The organism is Rhizobium sp. SAFR-030 (assembly GCF_059415005.1).
The window spans coordinates 563172-586194 of sequence record NZ_JBPFDO010000001.1 but is presented as its reverse complement, the minus strand read 5'-3'; the positions used below and the strand labels follow the sequence as shown (position 1 = coordinate 586194).

Here is a 23023-nt window from a genome sequence, read left to right as displayed (position 1 = left end):
CGGCGCCATCCGATTCTGAAGACTCGACAAATCTCCAACCCGCGGCGGTCGAACCAAGCGGGATTTTTTGTGCGCGCCACGGCGCTCCGACATCCGACACTACATCGAAAAGGTGAACAAATGGCTGATCTTGGCCATGATGGCGGCCTGCTGGCTGCAAAGATCATCGGCGCTGCTGCAGGCGCCTGGGTCTCGCTCGTCTACCTGGTGCCGGCAAGCGGCCGGGAGGCGGTAAGCCGTTTCCTGACCGGGATCTCCTGCGGCGTCATGTTCGGCGGTCCCGCCGGCCTGTGGCTGACGGCGCGGCTGGGCCTGACCGGGCAGCTGACAGCCGTCGAGACGACTTTGACCGGGGCTGCGAGCGCCAGCCTATCGGCCTGGTGGGTGCTTGGCGCCCTGGTGCGGATCGCCAACCATTACGGCGACCGCTCCGACGCCTCCTGAGGCGTCTGCCGCCCCCGACCCTTCCACAACACCGACACGGCTGGAGAACCTCATGCACGCTTACCGCGGGCCGCGCCCGAACGCGCGCAAATTTGCGAGCCTGGAACTGCGCGGGCTCGCCGGCGACGGCAGCTTTGCCGGCTATGCCAGCGTCTTCGGCGAGGTCGATCTCGGCAAGGACACGATCGAGCGCGGCGCCTTCGGCAATTCGCTGGTCGAGCGCGGAGCGGCGGGCGTGCGCATGCTCTACCAGCACGACCCGAACGAGCCGATCGGCGCATGGACGACCATCCGCGAGGATGGCCGCGGTCTTTATGTCGAGGGGCAGCTTGCGGGCGGCGTGGCACGGGCGCGCGAGGTGCATGCGCTGTTGAAGAGCGGCGCACTGGACGGCCTGTCGATCGGTTTTCGAACGGTGAAGGCCCGCAATGATGCGAGGACCGGCGTCCGGCGCATCCTCGAGGCCGACCTCTGGGAGATTTCCATCGTCACCTTTCCGATGCTGCCATCGGCGCGCGTGTCGGACGTCAAGCATGCGCGGTTCTTCCGCGATCGAGAAACCGAACTCGTCCGCAGCATGCGGCGGGCGGCGAAGACTTTGTGGGCAACCAACTTCAAGGGATAGGATCATGGCTGAAGCAACGACGACCGGTGCACCGGAGGTGAAGGCGGTGCCGGACACGGTGACCGCCGCCTTCGAGGATTTCATGGAGGCCTTCGAGGCGTTCAAGGACGTCAACGATCGCAGGCTCGGCGAGATCGAGCAGAAGCTTACCGCCGACGTGGTGACGCGCGACAAGATGGAGCGGATCAACCGCGCCATGGATGACCAGAAGGCCGTGCTCGACCAGCTGGTGCTGAAGAAGGCGCGGCCGGCGCTTGGCGGGCGTGCCGAGATCTCCGACGACATGACGGAGCACAAGGCAGCCTTTGACGCCTATGTTCGCCGCGGCGAGGAGGGCGGCCTGCGCGAGCTCGACGTCAAGGCAATGAATGCCGGCGTCGGCGGCGATGGCGGCTATCTGGTGCCGCCGGAGACCGACACCGAGATCGGGCGGCGCATGAGCCATGTCTCGCCGATGCGGGCCCTGTCGACCGTGCGCACCGTGTCCTCGGCCGTGCTGAAGAAGCCGTTCGCCATCAGCGGCCCGGCGACCGGCTGGGTGGCCGAGACGGCGGCCCGGCCGCAGACCGGCGCGCCGCAGCTGTCCGAGCTGTCGTTCCCGACGATGGAGCTCTATGCCATGCCGGCGGCGACGCAAGGCCTGCTCGACGACGCGGCAGTCGACATCGAGGTGTGGCTCGCGGGCGAGGTGGACATGGTGTTTGCCGAGCAGGAAGGCGATGCCTTCATTCGCGGTGACGGGGTGAACAAGCCCAAGGGTTTCCTCGCCTATGACAGCGTCACCGACAGCGGCTGGAGCTGGGGAAGCCTCGGCTACCTTGCGACCGGTGCCGCCGGCGGGTTTGCCTCGAGCGGTCCCTCCGACGTGCTGATCAGCGCCGTCTATGCGCTGAAGGCGGGTCACCGGCAGAACGCCACCTTTCTGATGAACCGCAAGACGCAAGGGGAAATCCGCAAGTTCAAGGATGCCGACGGCAACTATCTGTGGCGGCCGCCGGCATCGGCCGGACAGGCGGCGACACTGATGGGTTTCCCGGTTGCCGAAGGCGAGGAGATGCCGGACATTGCCGCCAATGCACTGTCCATCGCCATCGGCGATTTCCGCTCCGGCTACCTCGTCGTCGACCGGACCGGCATCCGGGTACTGCGCGACCCGTATTCGGCCAAGCCCTACGTGCTGTTCTACACCACCAAGCGCGTCGGCGGCGGGGTGCAGAATTTCGAGGCGATCAAGCTGGTGAAGTTTTCCGCCAGCTGAGCCCACCAGTGGACGTGTCACTCAACCGTGCCCGCCTATTGACCCCTGACCCTCTCTCCGCCCGTGGAGAGAGGGAAGAGGACACTGCAGCGTTTCTCGCTGACGAAGGATGCTTTGATGACCTATGCCCTGATCGATCCGCCGACGGCTGAGCCGCTGACGCTTGCCCAGGTGAGGGCGCATCTGCGCCTCGAGCAGACGGACGAGGACGACCTGTTGACGGCGCTGATCCGCACGGCGCGCGAGCATCTGGAGCGTGAAACCGGACTGTGCCTGCTGGCGCAGCGCTGGCGGCTTTACCTGGACGGCTGGCCGATCGGCGGCGTGATTCCGATTGCCAGGAGCCCGGTGCAAGCCGTTGATGCAGTGACGGTTTACGCAGCCGACGGGACCGCCTCTGATGTATCGCTTGAAGACCACCTGCTGGATGGCGCGGGCCGCCCGGTACGGCTCTGGCTGCGCGATCCGCCTGCTCCCGAACGGCGGATGAACGGCATCGAGATCGACTTTTCCGCCGGCTACGGCGAGGCCGGCACCGACGTGCCAGGCACGCTGATCCGGGCGATGCTGATCCATGTCGCCTTCATGTTCGCCTATCGCGGCGTTGTGGCGCCTCAGGACCAGCCGGCCGGTGTGCCGGACGGCTACGAGCGGTTGATCGCCGGCTACCGGATGCGGAGGCTCTGATGGACAGGCTGCCGCTTGATCCCGGTGCGCTGACGGCGCGGCTGGACCGCGAGTTACCGGCGGATGCGCCCGACGGCCAGGGTGGTGCTTCGACGACATTCCACTTTGCCGACAGGCTCTGGGCGCGCATCGAGCCGGTCTCGGCCCGGGTGACGGAGGTTGCCGGCGGCACCCGGGCTCTTGTCACGCACCTTATTTGGACGGGTTGGCGGAGCGACATCGTCGCCGGCCAGCGGCTGCGGAAAGGCGGGCGCCTCTTCATCGTGCGGCTGGTGCGCGACCCGGACGAGACGCGACGCTTTCTGGTTCTCGATTGCGAGGAGCAACAGCAATGAGCGCGCAGCAGGCCCTTCTGCGGGCGGTCCACCAGCATCTGACGCAGGATGCCGCCCTGATGGCCGACGTCGGCAGTGACGGCATCCGCGACCGCGTCCTGCCGCGCATGCAACTGCCGGCGATCATCCACGCCGCAATCGAGAGCCGCGACTATTCGACCGCGACGGAGCCAGGCGAGGAGCATTTCGCGACCATCGAGGTGTGGGCCGAAGGCGAAGGCCGGGCGCGGGCGCAGGAGATCGCCGCGCGGGTGAAAGCGCTGCTGCATGCTGCCTCGCTGCCGCTTTCGGATGCGCATCTGGTCAGCATTGTCTGCACCGGGATGACGAGCCGGCGGGACAAGGAAACCAGGCTCAGTGTCGTCGAGCTGCGCTTCCGCGCGGTGACCGAGTGACGGCATTTCAGCCACACAGACAGGAGAGATGCGATGGTAGCGCAGGCAGGCAAGGACCTTCTGCTGAAGGTTGACAATGGCGGCAGCTGGCTGACGGTGGCGGGGTTGCGATCCAAGCGCCTCGCATTCAATGCCGAGACGCTCGACGTGACGGACAGCGAGAGCGCCGGGCGCTGGCGCGAACTGCTGGGTGGCGCCGGCATTCAGCGCGCTTCGCTGACCGGTGCCGGCCTGTTCAAGGACCAGGCGTCGGATGCGCTCGTACGCTCCGCCTTCTTTGCCGGCGCGATCCTCACCTGGCAGCTGGTCATCCCGGCCTTCGGAACGGTAAGCGGCGGGTTCCAGATCACTGCCCTGGAATATGCGGGCGATCACAATGGCGAGGTGCGCTTCGAACTGGCGCTGGAATCGGCCGGCAACCTGACCTTCGGTGCCGTCTGATGGCCGGCGATGCGGGAGGCTATGGGCCCGGCGTCCGGCTGGGTCGGGCCAACCGCCGGCGCGGCGAAGTGGAGGCGATGATCGACGGTGAGCGACGCATCCTTTGCCTGACGCTCGGAGCGCTGGCGGAACTCGAAACGGCTTTCGGTGCAGATGATCTTTCCGACCTTGCCGCGCGCTTCTCGTCCGGCCGGCTGCGGGCCGGCGATCTCGTCTGCGTGATGGCGGCGGGACTGCGCGGCGGCGGCAACTGCTTTTCCGACGAGGAGGTGACGGCGATGAGCGTCGATGGCGGGATCCCTGCCTGCGCCCGGGTGGCGGCCGACTTGCTGGAGGCGGCGTTTACCGGACCGCAGACGGAGGCGGCGCCAAACCCTCCGCAGCCGCAGCAGCATACGAGCATGCCGGACAAACGCAGTCCTGGGCGCTCGTGATGCATGTCGGGCTTTGCCTGCTGCGGCTGACGCCGACCGACTTCTGGGCTCTGACGCCGCGTGAATTGACGGCCATGAGCGGCGCCTGGCGACCGGTCGCCCCGGTCCTGCAGCGCGTTGGCCTGCAGACATTGATGCATCAGTTCCCGGACTAGCGAAGCTGCGGACGACGAACGGCACAACTCTCACGTCTGGGGACCCCCGATGGATATCGACAATGACGATCTCGCCACAAGCCTCACCGGCACCCAGGCGCTGGCGCAGGCGCTGACCGATCTGGAAAGCCGCTCGGCCCGCTTCGGCTCGGCGCTTTCGGGTGCCCTGAAGTCGGCGACCGTCAGTGGCCGGAGCCTCGAAGACGTGCTGGGCAAGCTGGCGCTGCGGCTGACCGATGTCGGCCTGTCGTCGGCACTGAAGCCGCTGGAGGGTCTCGTTTCCGGGGCAGCGACCAGTCTCATCGGCTCGATGGGGTCGGTCACGCCGTTTGCCGACGGTGGCGTCGTGCGAAGCCCTGCGATGTTCTCCATGGGTGGCGGCCTTGGCCTGATGGGCGAGGCGGGTGCCGAAGCGATCATGCCGCTGCGACGCGGGCCGGACGGTGCGCTTGGCGTTTCGGTTGCCGGTACAGGCTCGGGCGCGCCGCCGCAGATCGTCTTCAACGTGACTGCCAGCGACGCCGCAAGTTTCCGCAAGAGCGAACCGCAGATCTCCGCCCTCCTGGCACGCAGCGTGGCGCGCGGCCGGCGCGGGCTTTGACACACGGGGACGACAAATGACGGCATTTCATGAGGTGCGCTTTCCGTTGAGGGTGGCGCTGGGGGTCAGCGGCGGGCCGGTGCGGCGCACCGATATCGTCAACCTCTCCAACGGCCGCGAGCAGCGCAATGCGCGATGGCGGCACGCACGGCGCAGCTACGATGCCGGGTCGGGCGTCAAATCACTGGCCGATCTCTACGAGGTGCTGGCTTTCTTCGAGGCCCGGCGTGGCCAGCTGCACGGCTTCCGGTTTCGCGATCCGCTGGACTGGAAGTCATGTCCGCCACTGCAGATGCCGCAGGCGACCGACCAGCTGATCGGCACCGGCGACGGTGTGACGGCGCAGTTCCAGCTGGCGAAGACCTATGCCGATTCTGCGGGCGGCGTGGTACGCACGATCGCCAAACCGGTTGTCGGGACGGTGCAGATAGCGGTCGGCGGTGTTGTCGTGGCCACGGATCGCTACCTCTGCGACGCGGCGAGCGGAATGGTGAGTTTTCAGCCGGGACATGTTCCAAGGCCAGGTGCCGAGATCCGCGCCGGCTTTGAGTTCGACGTTCCGGTACGCTTCGACATCGACCGGATCGACATCAACCTCTCGGCGTTCAACGCCGGGAGCATTCCGGCCATTCCGCTGACGGAGATCTTGCCATGAGAGAGGTTCCGGCTGCTCTGGCGGCGCATCTTGCTGCCGACGCCACGACCACCTGCCATGCATGGCGGGTGACGCGCCGCGACGGGACGGTGCTGGGCTTTACCGATCACGACGGCGATCTGATCGTCGCCGGCACGCTGTGCCATGCGGCAAGCGGCTTCGCGACCACCGAGAACGAGGCCGCGGCGGGTCTGGCCGCTGGCAGCGGCGAGGTGGCCGGCGGCTTTTCGAGCGCCGCCATCTCCGAGGTCGACCTGGCAAGCGGCCGCTTCGACGGCGCACGGGTCGAACTCTTTCTCGTCAACTGGGCCGATCCCGGACAGCATCTGGCACTGGCGGTGCGCGAGATCGGGGAGGTGTCGCGCGCCGGCGAACGGTTTATCGCGGAGCTGCGCAGCATCGCCCACAGACTCGACCAGCCGCAGGGACGGATCTATGGCCGGCGCTGCGACGCAAGCCTCGGAGATGCGCGCTGCGGGGTCGATCTGACGCCGTTCCGCGCCACCGGCACCGTGGTCGAGATGCCCGACCGCAACCATCTCTTGGTAAGTGGATTGGCGAGTTTTAAGTCCGGCTTTTTCGATCGCGGCAGCCTTGTTCTTGCCGACAGCCAAGAGATCGCGATCGATGGCCATGTCTTGTCGGCCGACGGAAGCGCGCGGCTGACGCTCTGGTTGCCCCTCGATCGGGCTGTGCAGGCGGGCGAGACCTTCACCATCATCGCCGGCTGCGACAAGCGTTTTGCCACCTGCAGGAGCCGGTTCGCCAACCACCTCAACTTTCGCGGATTTCCGCACGTGCCGGGAGCCGACTTCAGCTATTCCTACGTGGATGGGGAGCGGCTGCACGATGGCGGCACGATCTTCGAGTGACGGCGGGCGAACGCATCGTCCAGCTGGCCGAGGGCTGGATCGGCACGCCATACCGTCATCAGGGTGCAACGAAAGGCGTCGGGTGCGACTGCATCGGGCTGATCCGCGGCGTGTGGCGCGAGGTATACGGCGAAGAGCCCGGACCAGTGCCGGCCTATGCGCCGGACTGGGCCGAGCGGTCAGGCGAGGAACGTCTCCTCGAGGCCGGGCTGCGGCTGTTCGGACCGCCGCTGCTCATCGGCGAAGCACAGGCCGGCGACCTGCTGCTGTTTCGCTGGCAGATTGGTTGTGCGGCAAAACACGCCGGCATCCTGAAGGGGGATCGGTACTTCATCCACGCCTACGAGCAGGCGGCGGTGACCTGCTCGGCGCTGGTGCCGTCCTGGCGACGCAGGATTGCTGCCGTGCACCGGTTTCCGGAGCCGCTTGATTGTTGAATTTCGCACCAATGAGCTGTATATGGAGGGAGTGGTGAGCGGAGTTGTCGCTCCGCTCACCGTTTTACCTATCTTGAGATGTAAACCCGGACGGTGATAATCCAGCCCGTCCGGGTCATCCTCAAGATAAACGTAATGCCAATCGGCATGAGCCTCATAGCAAAACCTCCATGTTCGACAGCAAGGCCCTTGCCTGAGCCGGTGCGGCCAGTCCTCACCGGCGCGTTGCTGGTCTGACGCGTACTGCTTCTGCCGCGAACATCTTCACACGCTAGCACACTTTTAACGCGCATCTCCATGCGTGGCGGAGCTCCCATGGCGACCATCCTGTTTCAGGCGGCGGGGGCAGCCCTCGGCTCCGCATTCGGTCCGTTCGGTGCGATCCTCGGACGGGCGGTCGGTGGACTTGCCGGTGCGGCCGTCGACCGTGCGCTGATCGGCGGCGGATCTTCGACGGTTACCGGCCCGCGACTGGCAACGGCCCGCATTCCGGGTGCCGACGAAGGCACTCCGATCACGCGCCTCTACGGCACGGCCCGCATCGGCGGGACGCTGATCTGGGCGACGCGCTTCGAGGAAGAGGTGACGAGCGAACGGCAGGGCGGCAAGGCAACGAGCGGCAAGCGGGTGGAGACCTTCAGCTACTACGCCAATCTCGCGGTCGGCCTCTGCGAAGGCGAGATCGCGCTCGTGCGGCGCGTCTGGGCGGATGGCCGGGAACTCGACCTGACGACGATCGAGATGCGAGTCTATCGCGGCACCGAAAACCAGCTTGCCGATCCGCTGATCGAGGCGAAGCAGGGTGCGGGCCATGCGCCTGCCTATCGCGGCCTCGCCTACGTGGTTTTCGAGCGGCTGCCGATCAACGATTTCGGCAACCGGATACCGCTCCTGCAGTTCGAGGTGGTGCGGCCGGTCGGCCGGCTTGAGCGGCAGGTTCGGGCCGTGACGCTGATCCCCGGCTCGACCGAGCATGGCTATGCCACCGTACAGGTGACGGAGCAGACTGGCGAGGGCAGCGCCCGGATCCTCAACCGCAACATCCTGACTGCCGCAACCGACTGGCAGGCATCGCTCGACGAGTTGCAGGCGCTCTGCCCGAACCTCGACGCGGTGGCGCTGGTGGTCAGCTGGTTCGGCACCGACCTCAGGGCCGGACACTGCCGCATCGTTCCCGGCGTCGAAGTCTCCGGCCGCGACGGCGAGAGCCAGCCGTGGCAGGTCGCCGGCATTGAGCGCGGCGACGCCCATCTGGTGAGCCGCAACGGCACCGGCCCCGCCTATGGCGGAACACCGGGAGATGCGAGCGTGCTGCAGGCGATCGCCGACCTGAAGGCCCGCGGCATCAAGATCTTCCTCTACCCGTTCGTCATGATGGACGTGCCGGCCGGCAACACGCTGCCGGACCCCTATGGCGGTGCGGCGCAGGCACCCTATCCCTGGCGCGGGCGGATCACCTGCCATCCGGCGCCGGGGCATTCCGGATCTCCGGATCGCAGCGCCGCAGCGGCGGCCGAAGTCGACAACTTCTGCAACGGCGCGGAGGGTTATCGCAGGCTCGTGCTGCACTATGCGGCGCTTGCGGCCGAAGCAGGCGGCGTCGACGGCTTCATCATCGGCTCCGAGTTGCGTGGGCTGACGCGCGTGCGTGGACCCGACGACGGGTTCCCATTCGTTGCCGAACTCGTGCGGCTGGCCGCCGACCTGCGGGCACTGCTGGGGCCCGCGACCCGGCTCACCTACGGCGCCGACTGGACTGAGTACTTCGGCTATCAGCCGCAGGACGGATCGGGCGACGTCTACTTTAATCTCGATCCGCTCTGGGCCTCGCCGGCGATCGATGCAGTGGGCATCGACAACTACATGCCCCTGTCGGACTGGCGTGACGAGGATCTGGGGAAGCCCAATCCGGACGATGCGCGGCTTGCCGAGGATCCGGCGGCGCTGATGGCGGCGGTCGGCCGCGGCGAGGGCTACGACTGGTATTATGCAAGCGACGCCGACCGGGCGGCGCGCAACCGTTCGCCGATCACCGACGGACTGGCCGGCAAGCCGTGGGTGTTCCGCTACAAGGACATCCGGAACTGGTGGAGCAACCCGCACTTCGACCGGGTGGGTGGGTCGGAAAGATCGACGCCGACCGGCTGGATCCCGGGCTCGAAGCCGATCTGGTTCACCGAACTCGGCTGCCCGACGATCGACAAGGGGGCCAACCAGCCGAACGTCTTCGTCGACCCGAAGTCGTCCGAGAGCGCAAGACCGTATTTTTCGAGCGGCGGGCGCAGCGACAGCATGCAGCGGCGGTTCCTGGAAGCGCATCTCGACTGGTGGAATGCCAGCGCAGCATCGGCCGCCATGCTGGACACGGACCGGATCTTCCTGTGGACCTGGGATTCGCGTCCGTATCCGGTCTTCCCCAACGACCTCTCCATCTGGAGCGACGGTGAGAACTGGCGCACCGGTCACTGGCTGACCGGGCGGCTTGGCGCAACGACGCTTGCCGACGCGATCGCTGCGATCCTGACCGAGCATGGGTTCGACGATTACGATGTCTCGGAAGTGGCGGGCGACCTCATCGGCTATATCAAGGCGGATGTCGGATCGGCGCGCGCGCTGATCGAACCGCTGGTGCAGACATTCCTGCTCGATGTCATCGAAGACCGCGGGACCCTGCGTTTCCGCAGCCGGACGAAGGTGAGCCTGCCGCCCCGGGCGATCGACGTGCTGGCAGAGCGCCCGGACGAACCGGCCTGGAGCGAGACGCGCGGCCACGACAGCGATTTTGCCGCCGAGGCGGTGGCAAGTTTTTCAAACTCCGGGCTCGACTACGAGCAGGCGAGCGTTCGCTCCCGTCGGATCGGCGGCGCCAGCCAGCGGATCATCCAGGCCGATATCGCCGGCGTGCTCTACGAGGATGCGGCGCAAGGGACAGCCGAAGCGCTGCTGCGCGACAATCATGTATCGCGCCGAACATTGACCCTGCCGCTGTCGCCGACCGACGTCTCGGTCATGCCCGGCGACGCAATCCGCGTCGTTGACGGGCCGGATGGCGTTTATGTCGTCACTCGGATCGAGGAAGGCGATGTGCGGCGCATCGAGGCGCGTCGTCACGAACCGGCGGCTCCAATTACGGCGGTGCCCGGCGCGGCTGAGCGGACCGTGGCGGCCACTGCATCGTCGTCCTTCTCGCCGCTCGTTCAGTTTCTCGATCTGCCGCGCCTGGATGGAAGCGATGCCTCAAGCTTTGCGCGGATCGCCGCCTTCTGCCGTCCATTCCGGCGCATGCTGCTGTCCAGCTCGGCGATCGGTGAAGGTTTCCGCACGAGAGCGGTGATCGAGCGGCCGGCAACGATCGGACGTCTTGCTGCTGCGATTTCGGCGGGCATTGTCGGCCGGTTCGACCGGAGCGGCGAGATCGTCGTGGATCTTGTTTCGGGAAGCCTGTCGTCTGCGGCAGAGGCAGCGGTGCTCGGCGGCGCCAACCGGCTGGCGGTGCTGTCCGGCAACGGCAGCTTCGAGATCATCGGCTTCTGCAACGCGACCGAAATCGCCCCGAACCGCTGGCGGGTGAGCCGGCTGCTGCGCGGGCTCGCCGGCACGGAAGACGCCATGGCTGCCGGGGCGACACACGGTGCGCCGGTCGTTTTCCTCGATGCGGCGGTGGTGCCCATCGGCCTTCTGCCGGAGGAACGCAGCATGGCGCTCAACTGGCTGGTCGAGCCAGTGGGCAGCTCCGCAGGCCGTGCCGGCCCCTACGTGCTAGCCGGTGGGGTGCGGGCGGAGACGCCGCTGGCGCCGGTCCATCTTCGCGCCCGCCGCGGCCCGGACCACGTCCGGTTCACCTGGATACGGCGCGGACGCGTCGGTGCCGACGACTGGGCTGCGACCGATATTCCGCCGGACGAGCCGGAGGAGCGTTACGCGCTCGAAATCATGACGGCAGCCACCACGCTCCGGCGGGTGGAGGTGACGGCCCCGGCCTTTGATTATCCACAGGCGCTGGAACTTGCCGATTTCGGCACGCTGCAGGCCGGTTTCCAGATCCGCCTGCGCCAGCTTGGCCGGGCGGTCCCGCTCGGCATCGCCGCGATGGCCGATCTTGTTCCCAAACTTGAAGGAGATGCATGATGGAAACGACCAAGGACTGGTATCAGTCGAAGACCGTATGGGGCGGGCTGGTGGCGATCGCTGCCGCCCTGATGAAGGCGGCCGGCACCGAGATTTCGCTGGCCGACCAGGCCGCCATGATCGACGCTGCGATCAATCTCGCGGGCGTCGTCGGCGGCATCCTCGCCATTTACGGCAGGCTTGCGGCAACGGCCAGCATTCGCGGGCGCTGACGTCCCTGACGTCAGCGTGAACGGGGTGAACGACGCATTCATTTGCCATTCAGAAGCTGTTCGCTACATAATTCCTACAATGGTTCGGTCAGAAACCCGATCCTCATCGCGAGCGGAAGTTGTAATTATGGCATCAAAACGGATGATCGCGATTGTCGCTGCGGCACTGTTCAGCCTCGCGACCGCCGAGGCCTTCGCTCGTGATTATCTGCTTCTGGTTGCCAGCGATTGCGGTGATGCCGCAACGAAGGTGGTCAGGGACACGGGCGGCCAGCTTCTGTCGGCCCAGCCGTCGAACGACGGGCGTACCTGCATTGTCACCGTTCTCGTGCAGGGAAGCGGAGAACGTCCGCGCAAGGTGACGGTCCGCGTGCCGATGTAGTAGAAGCGGGTCAACCAAACCCGGTAATCCGTTTCGAAGGGCACCCATGCGCATTCTTGTGGTCGAAGATGACGAGAACCTCAACCGCCAGCTGACCGATGCATTGAAGGAGGCCGGCTACGTCGTCGACCAGGCGTTCGACGGCGAAGAGGGCCATTATCTCGGCGAGACGGAGCCTTATGACGCCGTCATCCTCGACATCGGCCTGCCGGAAATGGACGGCATCACCGTCGTCGAGAAATGGCGCGAGCAGGGCAAGGGCATGCCGGTCCTGATGCTGACGGCCCGCGACCGCTGGAGCGACAAGGTTGCCGGCATCGATGCCGGTGCCGACGACTACGTTGCCAAGCCCTTCCATGTGGAAGAGGTACTGGCGCGGGTGCGGGCGCTGATCCGCCGGGCCGCCGGCCACTCCTCGTCCGAACTCATCTGCGGCCCGATCCGCCTCGACACCAAGGCCTCCAAGGCGACGGTCAACGGCATGACGCTGAAGCTGACCTCGCATGAGTTCCGGCTGCTTTCCTATCTGATGCACCATATGGGCGAGGTGGTCTCCAGGACCGAACTGATCGAGCACATGTACGATCAGGATTTCGACCGCGATTCCAACACCATCGAGGTGTTCGTCGGCCGGCTGCGCAAGAAGATCGGTGTCGACCTGATCGAAACCGTGCGTGGCCTCGGCTACCGGATGCAAGCGCCCTCCGATGTACTTTAGATCGGTCACCGCCCGCGTTCTGCTGCTGGCGACCGCCTGGTCGGGGCTGGCACTGGTGGTGATCGCGGTGGTGATCTCGGCGCTTTACACGAAATCGGCCGAGCGCGCCTTCACGGACCTCCTGCGGGCGCAGCTCTACAACGTCATCAACTCGATCACCATCGGCGACGACAACAGCCTGCAGGGCAACCCGCAGCTCGGCGACCTGCGCTTCTCGCAGCCGGAGACCGGGTGGTACTGGATCGTCGAGCCGCTCGGCACGTTCGCTGCGACCCCGCTGTCGTCGTCATCGCTGGGCGTCTCGAACATCGCCGTGCCGTCGATCCTCGCCGCCCCCTTCAACAACCGCTACGAGCGCTTCTATTCGGCCAGCGACGCGTTCGGCAACGATGTGCTGGTCGCCGAGACCGAAGTGGTGCTGGACAGCGAAGGGCGGGCGGCGCGGTTCCGCGTCTCGGGCAACCTCAGCGTCGTGGTCGACGATGTCAGCTCGTTCACCCGCAACCTCTACATCGCGCTGGTCGTGTTCGGCGTGCTGAGCCTGTTCGTCAACGGTCTGGCGATCCTTTTCGGACTGCGTCCACTGGACGAGGCGCGACGGGCGCTGGAACGCGTCAGGCGTGGCGAGGCGGAACGTCTCGAGGGCCAGTTCCCGCGCGAAGTCCAGTCGCTGACCGTCGAGATGAATGCGCTGATCGAGAGCAACCGGCGCATCGTCGAACGGGCGCGGATGCAGGTCGGTAACCTGGCGCATTCGCTGAAGACGCCGATCGCCGTACTGCTGAACGAATCGCGGCTGCTCGACAAGCCGCATGGCGAACTGGTGCGCAGCCAGGCGGAAGCCATGCAGGCGCAGGTGCAATCCTACCTCAACCGCGCCCGCATCGCCGCGCAGCGGGAATCGCTGCTGGCGCGTACCGAGACCGAGCCGGTGCTCGAGCGGCTGGTGCGGGTGATGCGCCGGCTCAACCCGGACAAGACCTTCGTGCTGAGCGCGCCGACGGCCGGGCTGGCGCTTGCGATGGAGCAGCAGGACGTCGAGGAGACGGTCGGCAATCTTCTGGAAAATGCCGCACGCCACGCCACCCAGTCAGTGTGGATCGAGGTGTTGCCGGCCGTTGCACCGGAAGGTCCGGAAGCCATCCGCCGCAACTGGATCGAGATCGTCGTGGAAGACGACGGGGCGGGGCTGGAGCCGGCGGAGATCAAGGAAGCGCTGAAGCGCGGCCGGCGGCTGGACGAGAGCAAGCCGGGAACCGGGCTCGGCCTGTCGATCGTCGGCGAGATTACCCGGGAATACCAGGGCAGACTGGAACTGACGCGCGGCGGACGCGGCGGCCTGCGCGCAGCACTGACGCTGCCGGGGGTCACCAAGGAGGTCGCCTGAGAGTTCACGGCGTGTCGCTTATGCGACACTTGCAACGCGAACGATCGACGGCGCGTGGATCAGGTCTCGACCTTGCGGCTGAAAACGATAATAGATCAGACATGCCGATCGGGCGACTGCTCGCTCCGATGCGCCGAAGATGGCGCGGTTCATGACGATGGTTGGAGACGAATGCGTTTTTGCTTTGCCAGACTTGCTGTCCTGCCGGTGATGATCCTCGGCGCGCTGACCGCCTGCTCGACGACCGGAGGGGGCAGCCAGTCCACGGCACTCCTGTCCGGGAAAACCTCCAACGGCACGCCGTTCATCGCAGCGCTGCAGGGCGGCATCGTCGGCAGCTCCGGGATCGAGATCAGCACCGCCGATCGCCAGCGGGCGCTGGAAGCCGAATACCGCGCGCTGGAAGGTGCAGCGGTCGGACAGCCGGTGGTCTGGGCGGGGCGGGGCGCCAAGGGCGAGGTGGTTGCCGCCGCACCCTATCAGGTTGGCTCGCAGAACTGCCGCCAGTACCGGCACACGCTGTCGGCGTCCGGCAAGGAGGTCAAGGCGCGTGGCGCCGCTTGCCGTAATCCGGACGGGACCTGGACGCCGCTGACGTAAACCCACAAGCGCGGACTCGCCAGACCTCGGTCCAGGCGGGGCGTCGGGCTTGACGCAGATCAAGGCGTCGGTTGACCGACGCGCCGATAGGTCGCCCCGGTTGCTTGCGGCGAAACGCCTCAAATTCGTGTCATCGGCCGGCTTTCGATTGGATTGTCGGCCTGCTTGAAGTAATTGGGCCTGCATGGTTCTCTGGATCGTTCTCGCATGTCTGACGGCCGTGGTCGCAGCGCTTCTCATGGCGCCGCTGATGAAGGCGTCTCCCGTGGCCATTTCCGACCGTGAGGACGAGACGGCCGTCTACCGCGACCAGCTGCGCGAGGTCGATCGCGACATGGCGCAAGGGCTGATCGGCGCAGAGGAGGCGGACTACGCCCGCGCCGAGATCGGCCGGCGTCTGCTCTCCGTCACCCAGACCCGTCCCCCGTCCCCCGATCAATCCAATCGCAGCCACCGCCTGTCGACGTCGCTGATCCTCGTCGGCGTGCCGGCCATCGGGCTCTGTCTCTACATCCTGCTCGGCAGCCCGGGTCTTCCGGCGCAGCCACTGGAGGCGCGTCTCGCCAATCCCGGCAACAACCTGTCGCTGCTGGTTGCCAAGGCGGAACGCCACCTGGCGCAGAACCCGCAGGACGGTGCCGGATGGGATCTGCTGGCGCCGATCTATTTCCGCAGCATGCGGCTCGCCGACGCGGAACTTGCCTATCGCAATTCGATCCGCATCCTTGGCGAGACGCCGGCGCGGCTGGCAGGTCTTGGCGAGACGCTGGTGGCGGCCAATGACGGCGTCGTGGTCGAAGATGCGCGTCATGCGTTCGAGCGTGCCGCGGCGCTGGACAAGCCGAATTTTCGCACGCGCTTCTATCTGGCCCTGAGCCTGGAACAGGCGGGCAAGGCTGCCGAGGCCCGCGATGCCTTCGAGGCGATCGCCAGGGATACCCCGCCCGGCGCCACCTGGGCGTCGCTGGTCGATGAACACATTGCCAAGAACGGCGGGAGGGCGGCCGCTGCCAACGTGCCCGGAAATCCCGACGCCGACGCGGTTGCCGCAGCCAGGGACCTGGCGCCGGCCGACCGGCAGCAGATGATCCGCAGCATGGTCGACAGTCTGGCCGCCAAGCTTCAGGATGATCCCAACAGCATCGAGGGATGGCTGCGACTGGTCCGCTCGTACAAGGTGATGGGTGAGGACGACAAGGCCGGCCAGGCGCTGCAGACCGGGCTGAAGACCTTTCCGGCCGACAGCGAGGCGGGCAGGCGACTGCTGGCGCTGGCACGCGAGATCGACGTGAAGCCTGAGGGAGCAACGCCATGACCCGCAAGCAGAAACGGCTGACCGTGATCGCCGGCGGCGTCGGCTTCATTCTTGCCGCGGTGCTGCTGGTGATGTTCGCCTTCAGCCAGTCGATCGCCTATTTCTACATGCCCGGCGATCTCGCCAAGGCGGAACTGGCGCCCGGAACCCGCATCCGCCTCGGCGGACTGGTGGCGGAAGGCTCCGTCGTCCGCAGCGAAGGCTCGCAGGTCCGCTTTACGGTGACCGACGGGCATGACACGGTACCGGTCCGCTACGTCGGCATCCTGCCCGACCTGTTCCGCGAGGGGCAGGGCGTGGTGACCGAGGGCGCCTTCGACGCGACGCACGCCTTCGTCGCCGATTCGGTGCTTGCCAAGCACGACGAGACCTACATGCCGAAGGAGGTGGCGGACGGGTTGAAGAAGAGCGGCGTCTGGAACGACGGCAAGGGGGCGACGCAATGATCATCGAGATCGGCCATTACGCACTCGTGCTGGCGCTGGCGACGGCGATCATCCTGTCGGTGCTGCCGGCGGTCGGGGCGCGGCGCAAGGATGCGGCGCTGATGGCGCTCGCACCGGTCGGGACGCTGACGCTGTTCGGCCTCGTCGCATTGTCGTTCTGCGTGCTGACCTGGGCCTACGCGGGCTCAGACTTCTCCGTCCGCAACGTCTGGGAAAACTCCCATTCGCTGATGCCGCTGGTCTACAAGCTGTCCGGCGTCTGGGGAAATCACGAAGGCTCGATGCTGCTCTGGCTGCTGATACTGACGCTGTTCAGCGCCATGGTGGCGATCTTCGGCCGCAACCTTCCCGACACGCTGCGGGCTAACGTGCTGTCGGTGCAGGCGTGGATCTCCTCGGCCTTCCTGATGTTCATCCTGCTGACCTCCAATCCGTTCATCCGGCTCGACCCGGCGCCAGCCGAAGGTCAGGACCTTAACCCGGTGCTGCAGGATCCCGGCCTCGCGATCCACCCGCCGCTCCTCTATCTTGGCTATGTCGGGTTTTCGGTGTGCTTCTCGTTCGCCATTGCGGCGCTGATGGAGGGCCGCATCGATGCCGCCTGGGCCCGCTGGGTCCGGCCGTGGACGCTTGCCGCCTGGACCTTCCTCACCTCCGGCATCGCCATGGGCTCCTACTGGGCATACTACGAGCTCGGCTGGGGCGGCTGGTGGTTCTGGGATCCGGTCGAGAATGCCTCCTTCATGCCGTGGCTTGCCGGCACCGCGCTCCTGCATTCGGCGCTGGTGATGGAAAAGCGCGAGGCGCTGAAGATCTGGACCGTGCTGCTGGCGATCATGACCTTCTCGCTGTCGCTGCTCGGCACCTTCCTGGTGCGCTCCGGCGTGCTGACCTCGGTGCATGCCTTTGCCACCGATCCGACGCGCGGCATCTTCATCCTCACCATCCTGACGATCTTCGTCGGCGGCGCCTTTGCCCTGTTTGCCTGGCGGGCTCCCAACCTGAAGAGCGGCGGCCTGTTCGCGCCGATCTCCCGCGAGGGGGCTCTTGTGCTGAACAACCTGATCCTGACGGTGTCGGCGGCAACAGTCCTCATCGGCACGCTCTATCCGCTGGTGCTGGAAACGCTGACCGGCGAAAAGATCTCCGTCGGCGCGCCGTTCTTCAATCTCACCTTCGGCCTCTTGATGATCCCGCTGCTGATGGCGGTGCCGTTCGGGCCTCTGCTCGCCTGGAAGCGCGGCGATCTGCTGGGCGCCCTGCAGCGGCTTTATGTTGCCGCAGGACTGGCGCTGGTGGCCGGCTTTGTCCTGTTCTACCTGGAGAGCGGTGGCCCGGTGATGGCGGCGCTCGGCCTTGGGCTCGGTTTCTTCCTGATGTTCGGCGCGCTAACCGACCTCTTCTACCGCGCCGGTTTCGCCAAGGCGGCTCCGTCGATCGCTTTCGCCCGCCTCAAGGGTCTGCCGCGCTCGGCTTTCGGTGCGGCCCTTGCGCATTTCGGCCTTGGCGTGACGGTGCTCGGGATCGTTGCCGTGACGACCTTCCAGTCGGAGACGGTGGTCGAGATGAAACAGGGCCAGACGGCGCAGGCCGGCGGCTATTCGCTGGTCTTCGACGGCATGCGCGAGGCGATCGGCCCCAATTTCACCGAGGAGCGCGGCCATTTCACCATCAGCCGCGGCGGGATCGCTGTCGCTGACGTCTGGTCATCGAAGCGCATCTATGCCGCCCGCCGCATGCCGACGACGGAGGCCGGCATCCTGACCTTCGGGCTGAGCCAGCTTTATGTCTCGCTGGGCGATCCGATGACCGATGGCGGCATCGTCGTGCGCATCTGGTGGAAGCCGTGGATCCTGTGCATCTGGGGCGGGGCGCTGATCATGACATTCGGCGGCCTCGTGTCCCTCTCTGACAGGCGTTTGCGCGTCGGTGCGCCACGCCGGCAGGCAAAGCCCGCCCGCGCGGCGATGGAGCCGGCCGAATGAGCCGGAGCCTCGCCAGGACCCTGCTGGTGCTCATGCTGGCGCTGGTGACCTGGCCGGCGCTTGCCGTCAATCCGGACGAGGTACTGCGCGACCCGGCGCTTGAGCAGCGGGCGCGGCATCTGTCGGGCCAACTCCGCTGCATGGTCTGCCAGAACCAGTCGATCGACGATTCCAACGCCGAGCTGGCGCGCGACCTTCGCGTGCTTGTGCGCGAGCGGATCGCCGGCGGCGACAGCGACAGCCAAGTGATCGACTACATCGTTTCCCGCTACGGCGAGTTCGTGCTGCTGAACCCGCGGGTGAGCAGCAAGACGATGGCGCTCTGGGCCGCACCCGGCCTGCTGCTGGTGATTGGCGGGATCGCCGTAGTGGTGTTTCTGCGTCGGCGCCGCCCGGACCAGCCGGAGCTTCGGCTGACGGCCGAGGAGCAGGCGAGGCTCGATGCGCTGCTGACCGACGACCGCCCGTAGCGATCATAGCCAACGCAGAGTGCAACAGCGCAGCGCGGGAGGCATGAGGTCGGCCTCAACATTACCAACTTTTCACACCCCGGACACGTGCAGTTAAGGTGGCGGATCCTATATCTTCGTCATCCACCGCAGCCGGCAGACCGGCACTCCAGTCTGAACACGTGAAAAGAAGGTAGCATTCCATGAGCAAGATCGGACGCCCCTCACTGAAAACAGTTCTGAAGGGCACGACCGTCGCTGGCCTCGCGGCAGTCATGCTCTCGACCGGCATCCCAGCGCAGGTCTATCAGTCGTTTGCCGAGCCGGTCACCGTCACCGCCCCGCAGGCCCCGAGCTTCGCCGACGTCGTTTCCGCCGTGTCGCCGGCCGTCGTTTCGGTCCGCGTCAAGTCTGATGCGACGCCGGTTGCCGACGAGAGCGGCAACGGCTTCTCGTTCAACTTCGGCGGCCGCGGTTTCGACGACCTGCCGGACGACCATCCGCTGAAGCGTTTCTTCCGCGAATTCGGCGGCAACCAGGCACCTGGCACCCAGGGCCCCGGCAGCCGCAACAAGGATCAGGCGCAGCGCGGCAACCCGAACCGCCCGCACGCCATGCGTCCGGTGGCACAGGGTTCCGGCTTCTTCATCACCGAAGACGGCTATGTGGTCACCAACAACCACGTCGTTTCCGACGGATCCGCCTACACGGTGGTGATGAACGACGGCACCGAGCTTGACGCCAAGCTTGTCGGCAAGGACAGCCGCACCGACCTCGCATTGCTGAAGGTCGATACCAAGCGCCAGTTCACCTACGTCAAGTTTGCCGACGACTCCAAGACCCGCGTCGGCGACTGGGTCGTCGCTGTCGGCAACCCCTTCGGCCTCGGCGGCACCGTCACCGCCGGCATCGTATCGGCCCGCGGCCGCGACATCGGCTCCGGTCCATACGACGACTTCATCCAGGTGGATGCTGCCGTCAACCGCGGCAACTCCGGTGGCCCGACCTTCAACCTCTCGGGCGAAGTGGTCGGCATCAACACGGCGATCTTCTCGCCGTCCGGCGGCAATGTCGGTATCGCCTTCGCTATCCCGGCCTCGACCGCCAGGGACGTCATCGACGACCTGATGAAGGACGGCAAGGTCGAACGCGGCTGGCTTGGCGTGCAGATCCAGCCGGTGACCCAGGACATCGCCGAATCGCTCGGCCTGTCGGAAGCCAAGGGCGCGCTCGTCGTTGCCCCGCAGGACAACTCCCCGGGTGCCAAGGCCGGCATCAAGCAGGGTGACGTGATCACCGCCGTCAATGGCGACCCGATCAAGGATGCCCGCGAGCTGGCCAAGAAGGTTGCCGCCATCGGTCCGAACAAGAAGGTCGATGTCGCGATCTGGCGCGACGGCAAGGCGCAGACGGTTCCGGTCACGCTTGGCAACCTCGCCAGCGACGAAGCCGCCAAGGCTGAAAGCACACCGGCCGAGGAAGAGCAGCAGCCGTCGAGCGAAAAGGCACTTGCCAGCCTCGGCATCACCGTTGCTCCGGCTGAAGATGGTTCGGGCGTGTCGGTCACCGATGTCGATCCGGACTCCGAAGCTGCAGCCAAGGGCCTGCGTGAAGGCGAAAAGATCACCTCGGTGAACAACCAGACCGTCGCCTCCGCCGCAGACATCAGCAAAGCGATCGATGCCGCTCGCAAGGACGGCCGCACGCGGGCGCTCTTCCAGATCGAATCGCAGGCGGGCAGCCGCTTCCTGGCCCTGCCGATCAACGAAGGCTGATCGCGTCGCCTGATCGATTGCGGCGCGCCGGGCTGACAACAGTCCGGCGCCCTTTTTCATTCAAGGAGGCTTGAACGCATGCGCACCGAGACAACTGAAATCGACGGCTCCGCAGAATCCACCTTCAACGGGCAACAGCGGGACGCTATGGTCACGCACATGAAGATACTGGTGATCGAAGACGACCTGGAGGCTGCGGCCTACATGACCAAGGCCTTTCGCGAGGCGGGCATCGTTGCCGACCACGCGAGCGACGGCGACAGCGGCCTGTTCATGGGGTCGGAGAACACCTACGACGTGATGGTGATCGACCGGATGCTGCCGCGCCGCGACGGCATTTCCGTGATCAGCGAGCTGCGCAAACGCGGCATCAACACGCCGGTGCTGATCCTTTCTGCGCTCGGCCAGGTGGACGATCGGGTGGCGGGCCTGCGCGCCGGCGGCGACGACTACCTGCCCAAGCCCTACGCCTTCAGCGAGCTTCTGGCGCGCGTCGAGGTTCTGGGCAGGCGCAAGGGCAGCCCCGAGCAGGAGATGATCTACCGCGTCGGCGACCTGGAACTGGACCGGCTGTCACACGAGGTGCGTCGCGGCGGCAAGGAGATCCTGCTGCAGCCGCGCGAGTTCCGGCTGCTCGAATACCTGATGAAGAACGCCGGCCAGGTCGTGACCCGCACCATGCTGCTCGAGAACGTCTGGGACTACCACTTCGACCCGCAGACCAACGTCATCGACGTGCACGTCTCGCGCCTGCGCTCGAAGATCGAGAAGGATTTTCCAAAGCCGTTGCTGAAGACGATCCGCGGTGCCGGCTACATGATCAAGGACGAGGGATGACCGCTCGATGAGCCGTCTGCGTCTGCTGTTCCGCTCCACGACCGTCCGGCTTTCGGCGCTTTACATCGTGCTGTTTGCCATTTGCGCCGCCTTCCTCGTCGTCTACGTGACGGCGATGTCCGAGCGGCTCCTGGCACAGCAAGTGCGCGAGGCACTGAACCAGGAGACCGCCGAGGTGCGCGGCGCCTACGATCGTGGCGGGATGAACCTGCTGCTGCGGGTGATGGAGCGACGCGCGCGCCAGCCCGGCGCCAATCTCTACGTCATTGCCGGAACGACCGGCGAGATGCTGGCCGGCAATGTCGCCTCGGTCGAACCCGGCGTGCTCGACCGCGAGGGCTGGACGCGCATGCCGTTCAGCTACGAGCCGTTCACGGAGACGGGTCCGCCGCGCCCGCATATGGCAACTGCCAACGTCTTCTTCCTCGACAACGGCCTGCGGGTGATGGTCGGCCGCGATCTGGGCGAGCCGGGCCGCTTCCGCGGCATCGTCCGGCGGGCGCTGATGGTGGCGCTCGCGATCATGGGGCTGGGCGCCCTGGTGATCTGGTTCGGCATCGGCCGCAATGCGCTGAAGCGCATCGACCGGATGTCGGCGGCGAGCACCAAGATCATGGCGGGGGATCTCTCGCAGCGTTTGCCCGTCGGGGTCTCAGGCGATGAGTTCGACCGGCTGTCGGAAAACCTGAACGCGATGCTGGAGCGAATCGAAAAGCTGAACGAGGGACTGCGGCAGGTGTCCGACAACATCGCCCACGACCTGAAGACGCCGCTCACCCGGCTCCGCAACAAGGCAGCTGACGCCCTGGAAGAGGAGGCACCGGACGCGCGACGGGCCGCGCTGGAAGGCATCATCGGCGAGTCAGACCAGTTGATCCGCACCTTCAACGCGCTGCTGATGATTTCACGGGTGGAGGCGGGCTCGATCGCCGCCGAAATGAGCCCGGTCGATCTCTCGGCGATTTCCGCCGACAGCGCAGAGCTCTACGAACCGGCGGCGGAAGAGGCGGGCCTTTCCCTGGTGACCGAGATCGAGCCGGGACTGATGGTGCAGGGCAATCGCGAGCTGATCGGTCAGGCGATCTTCAACCTCCTCGACAATGCGATCAAGTACGCGGCAGAGAGCGACGGCGACAAGCCGATCCGCCTGACGCTTCGCCGTGGTGCCGGCGGCACGCATCTGTCTGTGGCCGACAACGGCCCGGGCATTCCTGCAGACAAGCGCAGCGAGGTGGTGAAGCGCTTCGTGCGGCTAGACGAGAGCCGCTCCAAGCCCGGCACGGGGCTTGGCCTCTCCTTGGTCGAGGCGGTGATGGAGCTTCACGGTGGGCAGTTGCAGCTGTCGTCCACCAACGGTGACGCGGCGGCGACGCCGGGGCTGACGGTGACGCTGGTCTTTCCTGTTCAAAAGGCCTGAAACACCCTAAGTCTGACCGGGGAGACCAGGGAG

At 66.3% G+C, this 23023-nt stretch carries 26 protein-coding genes; all 26 read left to right on the top strand.

What is annotated here, in order from left to right:
* Window positions 1-120: 120 nt before the first annotated feature.
* Window positions 121-444 (top strand): DUF6107 family protein, encoded by a 324-nt coding sequence (locus ACR65N_RS03010; protein ID WP_440455674.1) that lies wholly within the window; start codon window positions 121-123, stop codon window positions 442-444.
* Between the two features lie 52 nt (window positions 445-496).
* Entirely contained in the window at window positions 497-1069 is a 573-nt protein-coding gene (locus tag ACR65N_RS03005) for an HK97 family phage prohead protease (RefSeq protein WP_440455673.1), read from the top strand.
* Between the two features lie 4 nt (window positions 1070-1073).
* Entirely contained in the window at window positions 1074-2327 is a 1254-nt protein-coding gene (locus ACR65N_RS03000; protein WP_440455672.1) for a phage major capsid protein, read from the top strand.
* Window positions 2328-2444: 117 nt separating this feature from the next.
* Entirely contained in the window at window positions 2445-3014 is a 570-nt protein-coding gene (locus tag ACR65N_RS02995; RefSeq protein WP_440455671.1) for a head-tail connector protein, read from the top strand.
* Entirely contained in the window at window positions 3014-3349 is a 336-nt protein-coding gene (locus tag ACR65N_RS02990) for a phage head closure protein (RefSeq protein WP_440455670.1), read from the top strand. The genes ACR65N_RS02995 and ACR65N_RS02990 overlap by 1 nt, the downstream gene beginning before the upstream one ends.
* On the top strand, window positions 3346-3744 hold the full coding sequence (locus ACR65N_RS02985) for a DUF3168 domain-containing protein (RefSeq protein ID WP_440455669.1): 399 nt from the start codon (window positions 3346-3348) through the stop codon (window positions 3742-3744). The genes ACR65N_RS02990 and ACR65N_RS02985 overlap by 4 nt, the downstream gene beginning before the upstream one ends.
* Before the next feature lie 33 nt (window positions 3745-3777).
* On the top strand, window positions 3778-4185 hold the full coding sequence (locus ACR65N_RS02980) for a phage major tail protein, TP901-1 family (protein ID WP_440455668.1): 408 nt from the start codon (window positions 3778-3780) through the stop codon (window positions 4183-4185).
* Window positions 4185-4619 (top strand): gene transfer agent family protein, encoded by a 435-nt coding sequence (locus ACR65N_RS02975; protein WP_440455667.1) that lies wholly within the window; start codon window positions 4185-4187, stop codon window positions 4617-4619. The genes ACR65N_RS02980 and ACR65N_RS02975 overlap by 1 nt, the downstream gene beginning before the upstream one ends.
* The gene (locus ACR65N_RS02970; RefSeq protein ID WP_430305472.1) at window positions 4619-4774 is read left to right on the top strand and encodes a rcc01693 family protein; all 156 of its coding nucleotides are present in this window, start codon (window positions 4619-4621) and stop codon (window positions 4772-4774) included. The genes ACR65N_RS02975 and ACR65N_RS02970 overlap by 1 nt, the downstream gene beginning before the upstream one ends.
* Window positions 4775-4823: 49 nt before the next feature.
* Window positions 4824-5375: a phage tail tape measure protein gene (locus ACR65N_RS02965; RefSeq protein ID WP_440455666.1), complete on the top strand. Its 552-nt coding sequence runs from the start codon at window positions 4824-4826 to the stop codon at window positions 5373-5375.
* Between the two features lie 16 nt (window positions 5376-5391).
* Complete coding sequence (locus tag ACR65N_RS02960; protein WP_440455665.1) at window positions 5392-6030, top strand: phage distal tail protein, Rcc01695 family; 639 nt, start codon at window positions 5392-5394, stop codon at window positions 6028-6030.
* Window positions 6027-6902 carry a phage/gene transfer agent baseplate hub protein gene (locus ACR65N_RS02955; RefSeq protein WP_440455664.1) on the top strand — a complete coding sequence of 292 codons (876 nt, stop codon included), beginning with the start codon at window positions 6027-6029 and terminating at the stop codon, window positions 6900-6902. The genes ACR65N_RS02960 and ACR65N_RS02955 overlap by 4 nt, the downstream gene beginning before the upstream one ends.
* Window positions 6899-7339, top strand: a complete 441-nt coding sequence (locus tag ACR65N_RS02950) for an NlpC/P60 family protein (RefSeq protein ID WP_440455663.1) — start codon at window positions 6899-6901, stop codon at window positions 7337-7339. The genes ACR65N_RS02955 and ACR65N_RS02950 overlap by 4 nt, the downstream gene beginning before the upstream one ends.
* A gap of 315 nt (window positions 7340-7654) precedes the next feature.
* Window positions 7655-11467: a baseplate multidomain protein megatron gene (locus tag ACR65N_RS02945; RefSeq protein ID WP_440455662.1), complete on the top strand. Its 3813-nt coding sequence runs from the start codon at window positions 7655-7657 to the stop codon at window positions 11465-11467.
* Window positions 11464-11679 (top strand): hypothetical protein, encoded by a 216-nt coding sequence (locus ACR65N_RS02940; protein ID WP_440455661.1) that lies wholly within the window; start codon window positions 11464-11466, stop codon window positions 11677-11679. The genes ACR65N_RS02945 and ACR65N_RS02940 overlap by 4 nt, the downstream gene beginning before the upstream one ends.
* Before the next feature lie 127 nt (window positions 11680-11806).
* A complete protein-coding gene (locus tag ACR65N_RS02935; RefSeq protein WP_430305465.1) occupies window positions 11807-12061 on the top strand; it encodes a hypothetical protein in 255 nt (84 codons plus the stop codon).
* A 46-nt stretch (window positions 12062-12107) separates the two neighbouring features.
* Entirely contained in the window at window positions 12108-12779 is a 672-nt protein-coding gene (locus tag ACR65N_RS02930; RefSeq protein WP_430305464.1) for a response regulator transcription factor, read from the top strand.
* On the top strand, window positions 12769-14166 hold the full coding sequence (locus ACR65N_RS02925) for a sensor histidine kinase (protein ID WP_440455660.1): 1398 nt from the start codon (window positions 12769-12771) through the stop codon (window positions 14164-14166). Before ACR65N_RS02930 ends, ACR65N_RS02925 begins: the two co-directional genes overlap by 11 nt.
* Window positions 14167-14337: 171 nt before the next feature.
* Complete coding sequence (locus ACR65N_RS02920; protein WP_440455659.1) at window positions 14338-14766, top strand: RT0821/Lpp0805 family surface protein; 429 nt, start codon at window positions 14338-14340, stop codon at window positions 14764-14766.
* Window positions 14767-14950: 184 nt separating this feature from the next.
* Complete coding sequence (gene ccmI / locus ACR65N_RS02915; RefSeq protein ID WP_440455658.1) at window positions 14951-16081, top strand: c-type cytochrome biogenesis protein CcmI; 1131 nt, start codon at window positions 14951-14953, stop codon at window positions 16079-16081.
* Window positions 16078-16527 carry a cytochrome c maturation protein CcmE gene (gene ccmE, locus ACR65N_RS02910; RefSeq protein WP_440455657.1) on the top strand — a complete coding sequence of 150 codons (450 nt, stop codon included), beginning with the start codon at window positions 16078-16080 and terminating at the stop codon, window positions 16525-16527. The genes ccmI and ccmE overlap by 4 nt, the downstream gene beginning before the upstream one ends.
* Window positions 16524-18512, top strand: coding sequence for a heme lyase CcmF/NrfE family subunit (locus ACR65N_RS02905; protein WP_440455656.1), 1989 nt, complete (start codon window positions 16524-16526; stop codon window positions 18510-18512). Before ccmE ends, ACR65N_RS02905 begins: the two co-directional genes overlap by 4 nt.
* Window positions 18509-18982, top strand: a complete 474-nt coding sequence (locus tag ACR65N_RS02900; RefSeq protein WP_440455655.1) for a cytochrome c-type biogenesis protein — start codon at window positions 18509-18511, stop codon at window positions 18980-18982. Before ACR65N_RS02905 ends, ACR65N_RS02900 begins: the two co-directional genes overlap by 4 nt.
* A 182-nt stretch (window positions 18983-19164) precedes the next feature.
* Complete coding sequence (locus ACR65N_RS02895) at window positions 19165-20736, top strand: Do family serine endopeptidase (RefSeq protein WP_430305457.1); 1572 nt, start codon at window positions 19165-19167, stop codon at window positions 20734-20736.
* Between the two features lie 147 nt (window positions 20737-20883).
* Window positions 20884-21573 (top strand): response regulator transcription factor, encoded by a 690-nt coding sequence (locus ACR65N_RS02890; protein ID WP_440456108.1) that lies wholly within the window; start codon window positions 20884-20886, stop codon window positions 21571-21573.
* Window positions 21574-21580: 7 nt separating this feature from the next.
* Window positions 21581-22990, top strand: a complete 1410-nt coding sequence (locus ACR65N_RS02885; protein ID WP_440455654.1) for a sensor histidine kinase — start codon at window positions 21581-21583, stop codon at window positions 22988-22990.
* The last annotated feature ends 33 nt before the right edge of the window (window positions 22991-23023 follow it).